15 protein-coding genes are annotated in these 15,539 nt (G+C 42.2%); 4 read left to right on the top strand and 11 right to left on the bottom strand.

Features of this window, described 5'->3' with window-relative positions; genetic code table 11:
* Positions 1-24: 24 nt before the first annotated feature.
* A complete protein-coding gene (locus tag NQT65_RS13860) occupies positions 25-1,131 on the top strand; it encodes an S-methyl thiohydantoin desulfurase family protein (protein ID WP_256851404.1) in 1,107 nt (368 codons plus the stop codon).
* On the opposite strand, the gene NQT65_RS13855 is transcribed toward NQT65_RS13860, so the two are convergent.
* Together NQT65_RS13855 and NQT65_RS13850 are read right to left on the bottom strand one after the other, a co-directional pair.
* Positions 1,128-2,039, bottom strand: coding sequence for a tetratricopeptide repeat protein (locus NQT65_RS13855; RefSeq protein WP_223230617.1), 912 nt, complete (start codon positions 2,037-2,039; stop codon positions 1,128-1,130). The genes NQT65_RS13860 and NQT65_RS13855 overlap by 4 nt on opposite strands.
* 77 nt (positions 2,040-2,116) lie before the next feature.
* Positions 2,117-3,301 (bottom strand): BaiN/RdsA family NAD(P)/FAD-dependent oxidoreductase, encoded by a 1,185-nt coding sequence (locus NQT65_RS13850; protein WP_256851403.1) that lies wholly within the window; start codon positions 3,299-3,301, stop codon positions 2,117-2,119.
* A gap of 329 nt (positions 3,302-3,630) precedes the next feature.
* Here NQT65_RS13850 and NQT65_RS13845 point away from each other — a divergent pair, with 329 nt between their 5' ends.
* Entirely contained in the window at positions 3,631-5,757 is a 2,127-nt protein-coding gene (locus NQT65_RS13845) for a S8 family peptidase (RefSeq protein ID WP_256851402.1), read from the top strand.
* 45 nt (positions 5,758-5,802) lie between these two features.
* Here NQT65_RS13845 and NQT65_RS13840 read toward each other — a convergent pair whose 3' ends face one another.
* The 7 genes from NQT65_RS13840 to rplU all read right to left on the bottom strand — a co-directional run bounded on the left by NQT65_RS13840 (position 5,803) and on the right by rplU (position 11,491).
* Positions 5,803-6,276 (bottom strand): peroxiredoxin, encoded by a 474-nt coding sequence (locus tag NQT65_RS13840; protein WP_055252698.1) that lies wholly within the window; start codon positions 6,274-6,276, stop codon positions 5,803-5,805.
* A 70-nt stretch (positions 6,277-6,346) separates the two neighbouring features.
* Complete coding sequence (locus tag NQT65_RS13835; RefSeq protein ID WP_256851401.1) at positions 6,347-8,272, bottom strand: methyl-accepting chemotaxis protein; 1,926 nt, start codon at positions 8,270-8,272, stop codon at positions 6,347-6,349.
* A 325-nt stretch (positions 8,273-8,597) separates the two neighbouring features.
* A complete protein-coding gene (locus tag NQT65_RS13830) occupies positions 8,598-8,975 on the bottom strand; it encodes a DUF3718 domain-containing protein (protein ID WP_126008266.1) in 378 nt (125 codons plus the stop codon).
* Between the two features lie 78 nt (positions 8,976-9,053).
* Positions 9,054-9,545, bottom strand: a complete 492-nt coding sequence (folA, locus tag NQT65_RS13825; RefSeq protein WP_004587924.1) for a type 3 dihydrofolate reductase — start codon at positions 9,543-9,545, stop codon at positions 9,054-9,056.
* A gap of 72 nt (positions 9,546-9,617) precedes the next feature.
* Positions 9,618-10,769, bottom strand: a complete 1,152-nt coding sequence (gene cgtA / locus NQT65_RS13820) for an Obg family GTPase CgtA (RefSeq protein WP_004587923.1) — start codon at positions 10,767-10,769, stop codon at positions 9,618-9,620.
* Between the two features lie 136 nt (positions 10,770-10,905).
* Positions 10,906-11,163 carry a 50S ribosomal protein L27 gene (gene rpmA / locus NQT65_RS13815; protein ID WP_004587922.1) on the bottom strand — a complete coding sequence of 86 codons (258 nt, stop codon included), beginning with the start codon at positions 11,161-11,163 and terminating at the stop codon, positions 10,906-10,908.
* Between the two features lie 16 nt (positions 11,164-11,179).
* Entirely contained in the window at positions 11,180-11,491 is a 312-nt protein-coding gene (gene rplU, locus NQT65_RS13810; RefSeq protein ID WP_004587921.1) for a 50S ribosomal protein L21, read from the bottom strand.
* Between the two features lie 421 nt (positions 11,492-11,912).
* On the opposite strand from rplU, the gene ispB reads away from it, so the two are divergent.
* On the top strand, positions 11,913-12,884 hold the full coding sequence (gene ispB / locus NQT65_RS13805; protein ID WP_054982281.1) for an octaprenyl diphosphate synthase: 972 nt from the start codon (positions 11,913-11,915) through the stop codon (positions 12,882-12,884).
* A 94-nt stretch (positions 12,885-12,978) separates the two neighbouring features.
* Here ispB and mdh read toward each other — a convergent pair whose 3' ends face one another.
* A complete protein-coding gene (gene mdh / locus NQT65_RS13800; RefSeq protein WP_004587919.1) occupies positions 12,979-13,911 on the bottom strand; it encodes a malate dehydrogenase in 933 nt (310 codons plus the stop codon).
* A 225-nt stretch (positions 13,912-14,136) separates the two neighbouring features.
* On the opposite strand from mdh, the gene argR reads away from it, so the two are divergent.
* On the top strand, positions 14,137-14,604 hold the full coding sequence (argR, locus tag NQT65_RS13795) for a transcriptional regulator ArgR (RefSeq protein ID WP_004587918.1): 468 nt from the start codon (positions 14,137-14,139) through the stop codon (positions 14,602-14,604).
* On the opposite strand, the gene NQT65_RS13790 is transcribed toward argR, so the two are convergent.
* Complete coding sequence (locus NQT65_RS13790; RefSeq protein WP_256851400.1) at positions 14,601-15,500, bottom strand: Dyp-type peroxidase; 900 nt, start codon at positions 15,498-15,500, stop codon at positions 14,601-14,603. The two genes, argR and NQT65_RS13790, sit on opposite strands and share 4 nt — an antisense overlap.
* Positions 15,501-15,539 lie beyond the last annotated feature (39 nt).

The raw sequence follows: 15,539 nt of genomic DNA, 5'->3' as shown, positions 1-15,539 counted from the left end.
GAGTTAACCAATAGCGATACACACATGCAAATTCTTAATCGTGACCAACTTATTGATATTTTATACGGCTGCGCCATTTTAGGCACTGGCGGCGGCGGTGAGTTAAGTGAAGGCATCGCCTATATTGACGAAGCACTCGCACAGGGTAAAACCTTTAAACTAATTAGTGCCGATGAAGTCCCCGCGGGTGAGCTTGTTTGTACGCCTTACATGTTAGGCGCTATTTCTGCTTTAAGTGAACAAGAAGAACGCGCGTATGCAAACCTGCCCCGCAGCACTAAGCACGCTATTTTAGCCGCTTACCAGCGCACCCTTGAATACACAGGTAACGATGCTATTTATGGCACTATTTGTTGTGAGCTTGGCGGCTCAAACACCGCAGTATCGTTTTACTTAGCTGCAATGTTTGATGGCTACATTATTGATGCCGACCCCGCTGGGCGCGCAGTACCGGAGATCACCCATTCAACCTATTATTTAAATAACTTACCCGCAGCGCCCATTATTACCGCGAATGAATTTGGTGAGTGCTTTATTTGCGAAAATGTAATGGACGACTTACGCGCCGAAACAGTCGTGCGAGCACTGGCTAAAATTAGCCGTAACGACATAGCAGCCATTGATCATATTTTACCTATTGAGCAAATGAAAAACGCGGTTATTCATGGCACCATTAGTAAAGCCCTTAAACTCGGTAAAGCAATGCGTGAGGCCAACGAGCAGCACGCTAACACCGCACACATAATTGCCAAGCACGGCGGCGGCTTTGTTGCCTTTGAAGGCGAGGTAAGCACATTTGAATTTAACACCGTAGAGGGTTTTACGTTAGGCGAAGTAACACTTAAAGGGTTAGGCGAGTTTGTAAATAACAACTACAAAATAACGGTTAAAAACGAAAACATGGCCGCGTTTTTAAATGATGAAGTGCACGTAACTATTCCTGATTTAATATGCTGTATTAACAGCCAAACAGGCACACCAATTACTAATCCTAATTACGAGGTAGGCATGAAAGTAGCCGTTGTAATTTTACCAGCGCCAAAGGAGTTTACAGGCCCTAAAGGTTTAGAAATATTTGGCCCGCGTTACGCAGGCGTTAACACCCCATATAAAGCAGCGATTGCAAATTAATTATTGCTAAGGGCGTGCTGCAGCTTGCTATACAATGCAGCATGGCCTTTACCAAACTCGGTGGCGTTTCTATCAATGCGACTAAGCCATTCTTTCGCTTGTACCTTTTTACCTATTTGTAAATATACCTGCGCTAAACGTAAGCTATAAATAGCATGGTAAATGCTTGAGGGCTCAGTAAATTTGAATGCGGTTTTATAATAATTTATAGCTTCTAAATACTCTTTATTTTGCTGATAACTGTACGCTAAGTTACCGCTAGCAAGCACTATTTTAGCAGCGTGGTTGGTGTTTTTTATGGCGTTATAGGCCATTAAATTACTTTTTACTGCGTGCTCGTATTGCTGCCACTTTAAGTAAATATGCGCTTTGTTAATGTGCAGCTCTAAATGAAAAATAGGATCGTTATTTTTTGCAAAGCGCTGCTCGGCATCTCTTAGTAATCGCATCGCTGCTTTTTTACTACCAAACACATAGTGTAGGTTAGCCAACTCCACTAATCTTAAAGGGTCACCAAAAGCATTATATATCCCGTCTAACTGGGTAAACGCTTTAGCGGCATACGTTTTAGCTTCTGCTTTTTTGCCAATATAGTTAAGTGCTTTCGCGTAATAAAAATACATTTGTAGCTTAAATACATCGGGCAGCTTATCTTGCTCTAAAAAAGGAGTAATAGCGTTGAGTAAGTTTTCGAACTGTTGGTAGTCGTAGTAGTAATCAAATTGGTAGGTTTTTATTTTGTACCACTGTGCAGGGTTATCTTTGACTTCATTAAGGCGCGTTTCAATATAAGTTAAACAGTGCGTTTTGGGCTGTTGCAAGCAAAACGCTTCATGATCGCTGTAGTTTTCTGATGCTAATGCATTAAAACTTGTAGCGACAATACTTAACAGCAAAAATATACGCACCAATATTACACTCTTTAAAATCACCTTAATTAAGAGTGTAATATTTTTATCTCATCTATCACAATACGCTGAAATACTTATGCATATTGCCCACATGCAAACCCACAGCTCCACGCATACTGGAAGTTATAGCCCCCAAGCCAGCCCGTTACATCGGTTACTTCGCCTATAAAATATAAGCCTTTGGCTTTTTTAGCTTCAAAGGTTTTAGAGCTCAGCTCATCGGTATCAACGCCCCCCAAAGTTACCTCGGCGGTACGATAGCCCTCTGTGCCATTAGGTTTTATTTGCCATGCGTGAATATAGCTTGCTAACTCATCTATTTGAGCATGGGTAAGCTGATTAATATTACAATCTGGAATAGCTTTGCTGTCGTGCAGTATGTCTATAAAGCGTTTGGGTAAAATAGTCGCAAGGCTGTTTTTTAATGATTTTTGGGCTTGTGTTTCTCGCCAATCAGCCAGTTGCTGTTTTAAATCGAGATCAGGGAGCAAGTTTATGCTTACTGCCTGCCCCGCTCGCCAAAATGAGCTTATTTGCAATATGGCTGGCCCCGATAAACCTCGGTGAGTAAACAAAATATTCTCTTTAAATACGGTGCCGTCTTCGCTAGACACTTCGCACGGTATACTAATTCCTGAAAGCCCTTCAAAGCGTTCTTTATCGTGTTGATGCAAAGTAAATGGCACAAGCGCCGCCATGGTAGGTAGTACGTTTAAGCCAAACTGCTCTGCAATTTTATAGCCTATAGGAGTGGCGCCAAGCTTGGGCATTGTTAAACCGCCCGATGCGATGACTAGCGATTCACAAGTAAGTGTTTCTTGCTCAGTGGTAACACGGTAGCCAATGTCGGTTTTAGCAACATTTAACACTTCGCTGCGCAATTTAATATTAACACCAGCCCACTCGCATTCGGTAAGTAGTATATCGACTATATCTTGCGCGCTGTTATCGCAAAACAATTGGCCTAAGGTTTTATGATGGTATGCCAAGGCGTGGCGGTCCACCAGCTCAATAAAATCGTGTTGGGTATAGCGGCTTAAGCACGATTTAACAAAGTGAGGGTTACTGCATAAGTAGTTTTCTGGACTGGCATTTTCATTGGTAAAATTACAACGCCCACCGCCACTTATTAAAATTTTTCGACCAGGCTTTTTGCCCATATCAAGCACTGTAACGCTACGCCCGCGATAACCTGCTTGTGCTGCACTCATTAATCCGGCTGCACCTGCGCCAATCACAATTACATCTACTTGATTCATTACTTCGCCCTACTCAAAAATTTGCCCGATTATAGCAAAGTTTGTTTAAACACTCTGAATAGAATTTATTATTAAATTTATAGCAATAAATGTAACCAAGGCTAGTTATGGGCTTTTCTAAACAGTGTAAATATAACAATCCTTTATACTTATTTTTGTTTTATATGATAAATACTAAACAACGACAAAGGCACCGTACACCTAGGTTATAACTAAAAGAAATAGGTACATAAGCAATTATTATTTTAAAGAAATTAACAGATCATTTACCTTTGTTTCTGTTTCGTAATTCAATATTACGAACTAACTAATAACAACTAGGGATAATTATGACAACAAGTAAATCATTTAAGCGTTGCGCTATCGCGCTCACTATTAGTACGGTATTTGCAGCATCTGCAAGTGTTGCTCAAGATGTGTCTACCTCTATGGCAGAAACAACAGCCAAACTACAAAGCCAATCGGGTTTTGAAACTCAGTTTATTATTAAGTACAAAAATAGCGCGAACGATATGCTAAGCATTTCGTCTGCTGACGCAAGCCCTGCAAATATGAAAAAGCGTGCTCAACGCTTTGTAAAAAATTTCGCTTCTAAAAAAGGTAAAGTAAAAGCGAAGTACATCCGTGCAATGGCCCTTAATAACCACCACGTTATGCGCGCAGATAAAAAACTAAGCGCTGCAGAAGCACAAGAATTTATGCAAGAAATGGTTGATTCTGGCAATGTTGAATACATTGAAGTGGATCAAATGTTAAAACCATTTGCAACGCCTAACGACCCTCGTTACGGCGATCAATGGCACTACTACGAGCAAGCTGGCGGCCTAAACTTACCAACCGCATGGGATACTGCAACAGGCAGTGGCGTAGTGGTTGCGGTACTTGATACTGGCTACCGCCCACATGTTGATTTAAATGCTAACATTTTACCGGGTTACGATATGATCTCTAATCTATCGGTAGCTAATGATGGCGGCGGTCGCGACAGTGACGCACGCGATCCGGGCGATGCTGTAGCTGCTGGCGAATGTGGAAATAACGGCGCACAAGGCTCAAGCTGGCACGGTACGCACGTAGCAGGTACGGTTGCGGCTGTTACTAATAACGGTGAAGGTGTTGCCGGTGTGGCTTATGGCGCTAAAGTTGTGCCTGTACGTGTACTTGGTAAGTGTGGTGGTTTAACGTCAGACATTGCTGATGGCATTATCTGGGCATCTGGCGGAAGTGTATCGGGCATTCCTGCCAACTCAAACCCTGCTGATGTAATTAACATGAGCTTAGGTGGCAGCGGCTCGTGTAGCTCTACCACACAAAACGCAATTAACACAGCACGCAGCAACGGTGCAGTCGTGGTTATTGCTGCCGGTAATGATAACGATAACTCAGCAAACTATAATCCAGGTAACTGTAGTGGCGTTGTCAATGTTGCCTCTGTTGGACGTAACGGCGGACGAGCATATTATTCAAACTACGGTAGCAATATTGATGTTGCAGCGCCGGGCGGCGCACAAAGCTTTGCAAACGACTCTGAAGGCGTTTTATCAACTTATAACTCAGGCTCGTCTACACCTTCAAGCGATAACTATGCGTTCTCTCAAGGTACATCAATGGCGGCGCCTCATGTTGCCGGTGTTGCAGCCCTGATAAAGCAAGCTAAACCAAATGCTACCCCAGATGAAATAGAAAGCATTTTAAAATCGACCACCCGCTCATTCCCAGCAACGTGTACAAGTTGTGGTACAGGTATTGTTGATGCAGCCGCCGCTGTAGCCGCAGCAAGTGGCGGTACAACACCTCCTACCGGTGGCGATAGCGAACTGACAGATGGCGAAGCTAAAACAGGCTTAAGCGGCGCTGCAAGTTCACAAGCGTATTACACGATGACTGTGCCAAGTGGTGCAACGAATGTTACATTCACAATGAGTGGCGGTAGCGGCGATGCAGATTTATACGTACGCGCAGGCAGCCAACCAACTACCTCAAGCTACGATTGTCGTCCGTACAAAGGCGGTAATAGTGAGGAGTGTTCTATTGATAACCCAACAGCTGGTACATACCATGTAATGCTTCGTGGCTACTCGGCTTATTCTGGCGTTAGTTTAGTGGGTAATATTACAGGTGGTTCTACAGGTGGCGGTTCAACTGCACCAGAAGCCGGTGGCGGCACGGTCAGCGATGTAACGGCTACAACAGGTAACTGGAAGCACTACACTTTAGATGTGCCAGCAGGAATGAGCACATTTACAGTCACCACCTCAGGTGGTACAGGTGATGCCGACTTATTTGTTAAGTTTGGCAGCCAACCTACCGCATCTAGCTACGATTGTCGTCCTTATAAAAACGGCAACGCAGAAACATGTACGTTTAGCAATCCGCAAGCGGGTACGTGGCATTTAAGCGTTAACGCTTACAGAACCTTTTCGGGTTTAACATTAAGTGGCCAATACCAGCCATAATTAAAAAGGCCCTAAGTGCATGCACTTAGGGCTTTAATAATGCGATTATAGTTTTTCTAACACAGACTCAGCACGGCTTACTGAAAACTCTTTGTCTTTTTCTACAAACAGCCCTGTTACTACATTATCGTCGACTATCATTGCATAGCGCGTAGAGCGTGTTCCACCAAAACTGCCGGTGTCTTTATCAAGCCCTAACGCTTTAGTAAAACTGCCATCGCCATCTGCTAACATATCGATTTGTTGGGCATTTTGAGATTCTCCCCACGCTTTCATTACAAAAGCATCGTTAACCGATACACAGTAAATTGCCGCAATACCTTTCGCTTTAATTTTATCACTAAGGGTTATAAATTCAGGTAAATGCGCATTTGAACAGGTAGGCGTAAATGCACCCGGTACAGCAAAAAGCACAACCTTTTTACCATTAAAAAGCTCAGCGTTAGTATGAGTTTGCATGCCTTCGTCTGTTAGCTGCGTTAATGTAACTGCGGGTAACGTTTGACCTTGTTCAATCATGATAAATCCTTAAAGCATTTGATTAATGAGCCTACAGTATAACGCTAATTACCTTTGTGTTAGCAGGTATTTACAAGCCAAGGTTTACTTTTATGGTTTGCATTTGCTGTTGTAACTGGCTATGAATATCGTCAACAAGTAAGCTTGATTCGCTTACTTGGCCTTTCATACTTTGCATTGACTGGCTAAAGTTATCTAGCAAATTACTTTGCTGTTTAGCCAGCTCCATGGCCTCAAATGCCACTTTGTTGGCTTGCTGAGCGTTATCGGCCACGCCCTCTGAGTTTACTTTTAGCTCTTGCGCGTTTTGTGTTTGCGACTGCGCGCCATCTGCTAAGGCCGCAATTTGTGTAGATACTGTGCCCGACTTTTCGCTCAGTAGTGTGAGCTGCTCATTAATATCGCTCAATGAGCCTTGAGTTTGGCGGGCAAGCTGGCGTACTTCATCAGCTACAACAGCAAAGCCTCGGCCATGCTCGCCAGCACGTGCTGATTCAATTGCTGCATTTAACGCTAGTAGGTTTGTTTGATCGGCAATATTGCGGATCACTTCAATAATTTGCCCAACGCCTTCAACCCCCGCAAGCAGCTCTTGTAGGTTTTGCATACTTTGCTCAACCCGTGTTTGCGTGTCTGAACTGGCACTTAGCATGCTTTGTGCAAAGCCTAAACTTTGCTCCATTGCACTAAAAGTGTGTTGAGCGTTATCAGCCACTTGGGCATTAATATTATTTACCTGCTCGCCAATTTGTTGAATATCAGCAAGCAAATGTTGGTTTTGCTCCACTTGCCCATGACTTGTAGACGCTTTTTGACTAATAGTTTGCAAATGCTCACTCATTTGCTGCATAAAATCATTTACCACTTTTAGCATTTGGGCACGCTCTTGCGCCTCTTTGCGCTGTCGTTCAATTAATAAATTAAAGTAACTGGCTATTTCGCCAACCTCTGTTTTTGGGTTCTTACTTTCAATGTTTTTAAGCTCGTTACTTTCAATTAAAAAGGCAAACCCGTCTCTGAGCTGCCTTAATGGGTTGAGCACTTGGTTACGCTGCACAATATAAACCCCTGCGGCTAGCATCACCAAAGCGCCAATAGCAAAGCAAAATACCCAAAATACGTTTTCTTTAAGCGCCCCTTGTGCGTGTTTTAGTTGCTGCTCTGCATTAATAACGGTTTTAGAGAGCAAGCTAATTTGCTCACGCAATTCATTGGTGCCCGCTTCTCGTTGCTGGGCTTGCGCTAATGTACTGGCTAAATCACGGGGGTAGCGGTTAGGCCAGCTGGTAATTTCAGATTTTATTTCATCGGCCAAATCTTCAGCTTCTTCGTCAAAAAATAAAGCATCTTCGTCAACTTCGCTCATAACACCTAAATTAGGGAGTTGCTCTATTTTGGCTGCTAACCCATTTAAATTAGCAATACTTTGCTGCAAACTTTGTTCAGTATTGTTGTCGTAACTTACGATTAGTTGATAAGTAAATAAGGCAAGGTTGGTCACCTCATTATAGTAATCTGCGCCCAGTGTGTAATAAGCTTGCGCATCGCTATTTTGATTAGGGGATTTTTTTGCATAACCAATCAGTAACGAGGCTGAGCCGGCCATTTGGCGAATTGCATTATCAAGTAACGCCGTTTCGTTGCCCGACAATTTACCCAGCGCTCTGTACTTACCTTTAATATCGGTATCTAACGTACTGAGCTGCTCATTTAATTGCTCGGCAAGTACCGAGGGGAGTACTGTGAGTTGCTGTGTTTTTACTTGCTCAATTAGGGCTGATGATTGATTTAAGTATTGGCTATCACCTTGTTCTAGATAACTGCCTAAGTCACCGGCTAAATCCACTAAAATAGTGTTTTTTAATTTACTGTATGCGCTGTCTTGTTGCTCAAGCTTAAGTAAAGTTTGGCTTGCCCAAAATAGTGTGATGGCTAATAAAATACTTGCCAATGTTAACAGTATGGCTAACAGCCGAGTAAAAGATGATACGCGCATAAATAACAACCCCTATTGTTTAAGCGCGTAGACTATTAACTATTTATGACAATTTTATGTAACTCAGGGAAAACACGTATATTTGCCCCAAATATACGAGTAAAGGCTTAGCGAATGCAGCGCCTTTATTAAACCAACCGACTTAAATTTATATACTATTAAAGATAAGAAACGCAGGTTAATTACAAGGTGAGAGTTTCATCACTTGGGTGGGTAAATTAAAATAGGCTTAATACAGCTATCACCATTACTAAAGCGCAGCGTATTAGCTAACGCCAGGCACAAAAAAACCGCGACCAGCGCGGTTTTTATTTTATTGTGTTAATTAAAGGCCAGCACGGTCTTTAATTACAGCAATTAACGGTGAGCCACCGTGGCCATTGCCTTCGGCCCATGCTATATCAGCGCCATCAGACAGTGCGCTTTTTGATAAGTTTTTAACTATGTACTCGCCCGAGTCAACAGCGTTACTAACTACAGCATGGCGAAGTAAATTATTACCATTACATTGAATAGCATCGTAAATATTGCGAATTTTTACACGTGAGCTTTTTAGTTTACTACGTAAACGGTTTTTATCATCAGCTGTGATATATTCACAAATAGATACTGCTAATTGATCATTGGCTTTAGCAGGCACGGTATACATTAACGAACCAGCAGCAACGGCTGTAATAACAATTAGCTTTGACAATTTAAACATGAAACACCCTTTATGGTACTTTTTACCTATATTGATTGTCTAATATTGTACCAACCTGCTGTAAGTTTCGCAATAATGTTAATCTTTTTTATATAAAGTTACGAATTTATAACTATATTGATTCTTTTCATCGGGTTTATTTGCCTGTTCGTCGACGTTTTCCCACGTTGCTACCGCTTGGTAATCTGGAAACTGCGTATCCCCTTCAACCTCTAAATCTATAAAGGTTAAATATAAACGATCGGCACTTGGTAAAAACTGCTGATAAATATTACCACCGCCAATTATCATCACCTCTTCTTCGGCTTTAACCAGCTCTAGCGCAGCCTCTGGGGTGGTGACCGTCTCAATACCTTGAGCGCTATACTGGCTATTACGGGTAATAATTATGTTGCGACGCCCAGGTAAAGGGCGACCTATCGATTCAAATGTTTTACGCCCCATAACGACAGGTTTGCCTGTTGTTACCTTTTTAAAATGCTGTAGATCGGCGGGTAAATGCCACGGCATTTTATTATCAAGACCAATTACACGGTTGTTTGCCATTGCGGCGATCATTGAAATTATCACATCAAATACCTAGTACTTTATTCTTAAAAAATAAAAAAGGAGCTTATGCTCCTTTTTAAAATATGTTTTTTATTAACGCTCGTAGACCACTTCTACATCGTAGTCGTCTTCATCCCAGTCGTCCCAATCATCATCATCGCCTTTGGTTGCTTTTTGATGGTAGGTATCCCACTTGAACTCAACTTCTTCGTCTTCAATCTCAACGAACTTCTCTTTAGGCATGCTATCAAGTAATGCCATAATATCGTGAATTAATGGCTGAGTATTAAGCTTATTGACTGCTGAAATACGGTAAACGTTTTCTTCTTCACCTAGCTCTTGCGCAATTTGCTCACACAAAGCTTGCGCTTCATCTTCTGGTAATAAGTCTATTTTATTAAACACTAACCAGCGTGGCTTTTCAGCAAGCTTAGGGCTGTATTGGTGTAACTCGTTAATAATGGCAAATGCATTATCAACAGGGTTTGAACCATCAACAGGCATAACATCAATCACGTGTAACAATACACGACAACGCTCTAAATGCTTCAAAAAGCGAATACCTAGGCCAGCACCGTCTGAGGCACCTTCAATTAAGCCCGGAATATCGGCTATTACAAAGGATTTGTTAGCCTCTGGGCGCACAACCCCTAAATTAGGAATTAGCGTGGTAAACGGGTAATCAGCTACTTTTGGCTTTGCTGCCGATACACTGCGAATAAACGTTGATTTACCTGCATTTGGCAACCCTAATAGGCCTACATCGGCAAGTAGCATAAGCTCTAATTTAAGGTTACGAACTTCGCCTGGAGTACCTAAAGTTTTTTGACGTGGAGCACGGTTAGTACTTGATTTAAAACGTGCATTCCCCAAGCCATGGAAACCACCTTTTGCAACCACAATTTTTTGACCATGCTGCGTTAAATCGCCTAACGCCTCTTGAGTGTCAACGTCGGTAATACGTGTACCAACAGGTACTTTTACTACCAAGTCTTCGCCCTTTTTACCTGTACAGTTACGGCTTTGACCATTAGTACCACGCTCTGCACGGTGAAAACGCTCAAACTGGTAATCAATTAGGGTATTTAAGTTTTCATCAGCTTGTAGATAAACACTACCACCGTCTCCACCGTCACCGCCGTCCGGGCCACCGTCTGGTACATATTTTTCTCGACGGAAAGACACGACACCGCTGCCGCCGTCACCAGCTTCTGCGCGAATTTCTACTTCATCTACAAACTTCATGATTACTCACTTTAGGGATTGGCTTTAATTTAACTATTATATACCCAAGCCAACGTAAATGCAGGCTTGGGTATATATTTGACGTTTCTGAAAACAAAAAACCCCGCAAAGGCGGGGTTTTTTACTACCTTACTGATTACTCAGCTACGATAGTTACGTATTTACGGTTTAAAGGACCTTTTTGTTCAAATTGAACTTTACCATCTGCTTTTGCGAAGATAGTGTGGTCTTTACCGATACCTACGTTTGCGCCAGCGTGGAAACGAGTACCACGTTGACGAACAATGATGCTACCCGCTAGAACTGATTCGCCACCAAAACGCTTAACACCTAGGCGTTTGCTTTCTGAATCGCGACCGTTACGAGTACTACCAGCTGCTTTTTTATGTGCCATTTCTAAGTACCTCTAATTAAGCGCTAATGCCAGTGATTTTAACTTCAGTGAACCATTGACGATGGCCCATTTGCTTACGAGAATGCTTACGGCGTCTAAATTTAACAACCTTAATCTTCTCACCGCGACCATGTGAAACAACCTCAGCTGTTACTTTACCACCGTTTACGAACGGTACACCGATCTCGATTTTCTCACCATCAGCAACTAAAAGTACTGAATCAAATTCAACTGCTGCACCAGTTTCAACGTCTAATTTTTCAAGACGAATCGTTTGACCTTCAGTCACACGATGCTGTTTACCACCACTTTGGAAAACCGCGTACATAATTAACTCCGTCTGTGCGCCCTCAAATCGACGCAACTAAAATATTCTTCGATAGGGCGCGAAGTTTACGCTAATGCATAAAAACTAGCAAGCCTATTTTGTAATTAAAATGAATAAAAAGTAGCTGCATTGAGAGCAATTCAATATTTCCCCTATTTTATATTAAATTGCCCTGTTGCCAAGCGCTTTTTAGCGCAAAGACAAAATAAATTTACGTGTCGCTATGCCTACTCCAGAACCCATTGACTGCGCAATAAATAGTCGCGCTTTGAGTGTGAAATATACAATTAAATACCCTAATTAAGCGCTAATTAAGGTTTTTAACTCGGTTTTTTTAATGAATCGTCACAAAATATCGAGCTAGTGCTTTTTTTGTTGTACAATCGGCGCCGTTCACACATAAAAATTGGCTCGGAGATCAATGGATATAAAAGCTATCCAGGCGTTAATCGAAAGCGATATGAATGACGTCAATCAACTTATACACGCGCAAATGCGCTCAGATGTGGCGTTAGTCAATCAACTTGGTTTGTACATCGTTAACAGCGGCGGCAAACGCGTACGCCCGATGCTGGCAATATTGGCAGCAAGAGCTTTGGGTTACCAAGGTAAAGATCACATTACTTTGGCAACGATTGTTGAATTTATTCATACTGCAACACTATTACATGATGATGTTGTTGATGAATCTAACCTGCGCCGTGGTACACCAACTGCAAATGCCGAGTTTGGTAATGCTGCCAGCGTGCTGGTTGGGGATTTTATTTACACCCGCTCGTTTCAACTTATGGTGGGGCTGGGAAAAATGCAAATTATGCAAGTGCTTGCTGATGCCACCAACGTGATTGCTGAGGGCGAAGTATTGCAACTTATGAATTGCAACGACCCTAATACCACCGAAGCAAGTTACATGCAGGTTATTTACTCTAAAACGGCTAAATTATTTGAAGCCGCTACAGGGCTTGCGGCTATTATTACCGAGCAAGATAACAGTGTGTTAGATGCGCTTAATTTATATGGTATGCACTTAGGTACTGCTTTTCAGTTAGTTGATGACGTGCTTGATTACAACGCAGACGCTGACCAATTAGGTAAAAATATTGGTGATGATTTAGCAGAAGGTAAGCCAACCTTACCGCTAATATATGCGATGAAGCACGGCAGTGATCAGCAAAGAGCCCTTATTCGTGATGCCATTGAGCATTGCAATGGTATGGATAACCTTGAGGCTATTTTAACGGCACTTAAACAAACCAACGCACTTGAATTTACAATGCAAAAGGCGCAGCAAGAAGCAGACAAGGCCATTGCCTGTTTAGACTTTTTAGCAGAGTCGCAGTACAAGCAAGCGTTAATCAGCTTAGCGCGTATAGCTGTAGAGCGAGATCACTAACTTTGCAGCCTCCCTTAATTAGTATTTAAGGGCCATAATTTTCGAGCAATAAAAAAGCCTGCATAAGCAGGCTTTTTTGTGCATAACTTGGCTATTATGCCATGAAATCAACACCTTCTTTGATGTCTTTTTTCAGAGTTTCAAGCATGTCGTTTTTAGCTTTTTCTTCAAATGCGCTTAGCTCGCCGTAAGAAAGAATTTCTTCTACGCCGTTTGTGCCTAAACGTACTGGGTGAGCAAAGTACTCTGCATCGCCATTTTCAACAGCAACGTATGCGTAATCTACTACGTCTTCACCTTGTAGGCCTTTAACTAAAGACATACAAAAACGTGCTGCAGCAGCACCCATAGATAATGTAGCTGAACCACCGCCCGCTTTAGCATTTACTACTTCAGTACCTGCATTTTGGATACGTGGAGTAAGTGTAGCTACTTCTTCTTCAGTGAAGCTTACGCCTTCAACTTGAGAAAGTAGAGGCAGAATGGTTGTGCCAGAGTGGCCACCAATTACTGGTACTTTAACGGTTGCTACGTCTACGCCTTTAAGCTCAGCAACAAATGCTTCTGAACGAATTACGTCAAGCGTAGTGATACCAAATACGCGCTTAGCGTCGTAAGTACCTGCTTTTTTGAATACTTCAGCAACAATTGGCACAGTGCCGTTTACTGGGTTAGTGATAACACCCACTAACGCTTTAGGACAGCTAGCGACAATGCCTTCTGCTAATGTTTTGATGATACCTGCGTTTACGTTAAATAAATCCGCACGATCCATACCTGGTTTACGTGGCATACCCGCTGGGATAAGTACGATATCACACCCTTCAAGCGCTTTATTTAAATCGTCTGCGCCAAAACCTGCCACTTTAACATCTGTAGGGATGTGAGATAGGTCAACCGCAACACCTGGTACAACTGGTGCAACATCGTAAAGTGATAATTCAGAACCAGCTGGTAAGCCTGTTTTTAATAATAAAGACAACGCTTGACCGATACCGCCTGCAGCACCTAATACAGCAACTTTCATTGGAATTCTCCGTAATTTGAGGTAGGAAATATTTGTGGCTCTTAAGATAATGAAATTAGCGACTAAAAACAAATTTATCCTGCTTATTTCAGGTATATTTTCGACCATAGTTGTAAACTTTGTTGGTTTATCGCAGCAAACTGGCAAGTTAACTAAACAACTGCTGCATAATTATTCATTTTTGTGTAGAATTTGCATTATAAATAACAAAAATGAATAAAGACTATGCAACCACAAGACAAACAAGAAGCGCTGGTAAAAGCGTTTAAAGCACTTTTAAAAGAAGAGAACTTTGGCTCGCAAGGCGAAATAGTCGAAGCATTAAAAGAGCAAGGCTTTGACAATATAAGCCAAAGTAAGGTGTCGCGCATGCTTAGCAAGTTTGGCGCTGTGCGTACCCGTAATGCTAAACAAGAAATGGTTTATTGCCTACCCGCAGAAATGGGCGTACCGACTGCTAAAAGCCCACTACGCCAGCTTGTTATTGATATTATGCATAACGAAATGATGATTATTATAACCACCAGCCCAGGGGCTGCGCAGCTAATTGCTCGCTTATTAGACTCATTAGGCAAAGCGGATGGTGTATTGGGCACAATTGCCGGAGATGACACTATTTTTATTGCGCCAGCAAAAATATCTGAAATAGACATTACACTAGAGCGCGTACGTATTTTATTTGATACGGTTTAAAGCTGTTTTAAAAAACTAACTGACGGCGCAAAAAACGCTGAGCCCATATCGGCTTGAGTAAAATCAAGCCAGTGGTCGTAAAACTCCCCTTTTCCTATGCGGCTGTTAAGTACCTTTTCAAACGCATTCCCCGATGCTGAGCATGTAATACTTAGCATGCCTTGCTCGTAAACATCGCCATACGGCATGCTTTGGTTAAGCAGTATTGCTTGGCCGCTCTCATCTTTAAGCTCACTTCTAGTCGCGTGGCTAGTATCTAGCTTAGGCTCAATTAAAGTGTTATCTAAACGCGTGCGCCCCATAATATGCTCTTGCTCGCTTAGTGATAAATGCTGCCATACGCTCAGGTCATGTTTATAACGCTGTACATGAATATAGCTGCCTTGGTGTTCAAAGCTGTCGGGGTTATTAACCAGTGCCGTGATTCGTTTTTGGCGTCCATGTGGGGTGTCGCCTGCATAAATAAAGCCGTTAAAGTCTCGCCCATCTAAAAACCTAAAATTGCGAATTTGTTCAACCAGCTCTACATCGGGCGAAAACAACTTTAATATTTGCAATGCAAAAAGGTGATTAACATCTTCTCGGTCTGAGCGAATTTGTATGAATAAATCACATGGCTGTACGCGCATAACAAAATCACTGTGATTTATATTAGGAAAGCTTTGCAGCTCGCTTGGGATATATTCAGGTAGTATATGCGGCCAATATTGCGCGCCTATAGCCACCATGCAAGAGAGCATGGCTTCGGAGAACTGATCACTAAACTCTTCTTCAATTGCGCTTACGCGCTTAAGCTTTGCACGCAATGACTCGTCTTGACCATCAAATACATTAAAAAATAAATGCAAACCGTGTAAGTTTGCTTCAGCACAAATCCCAGATTGCGCTTGCGTCATTGTTATTCCTTAGCTTTATAAAACACAGCGAATAACACA

The organism is Pseudoalteromonas agarivorans, assembly GCF_024518735.1.
GTDB classification, from domain to species: Bacteria; Pseudomonadota; Gammaproteobacteria; order Enterobacterales; family Alteromonadaceae; genus Pseudoalteromonas; species Pseudoalteromonas atlantica.
This window is presented reverse-complemented; position numbering and strand designations above follow the sequence as displayed.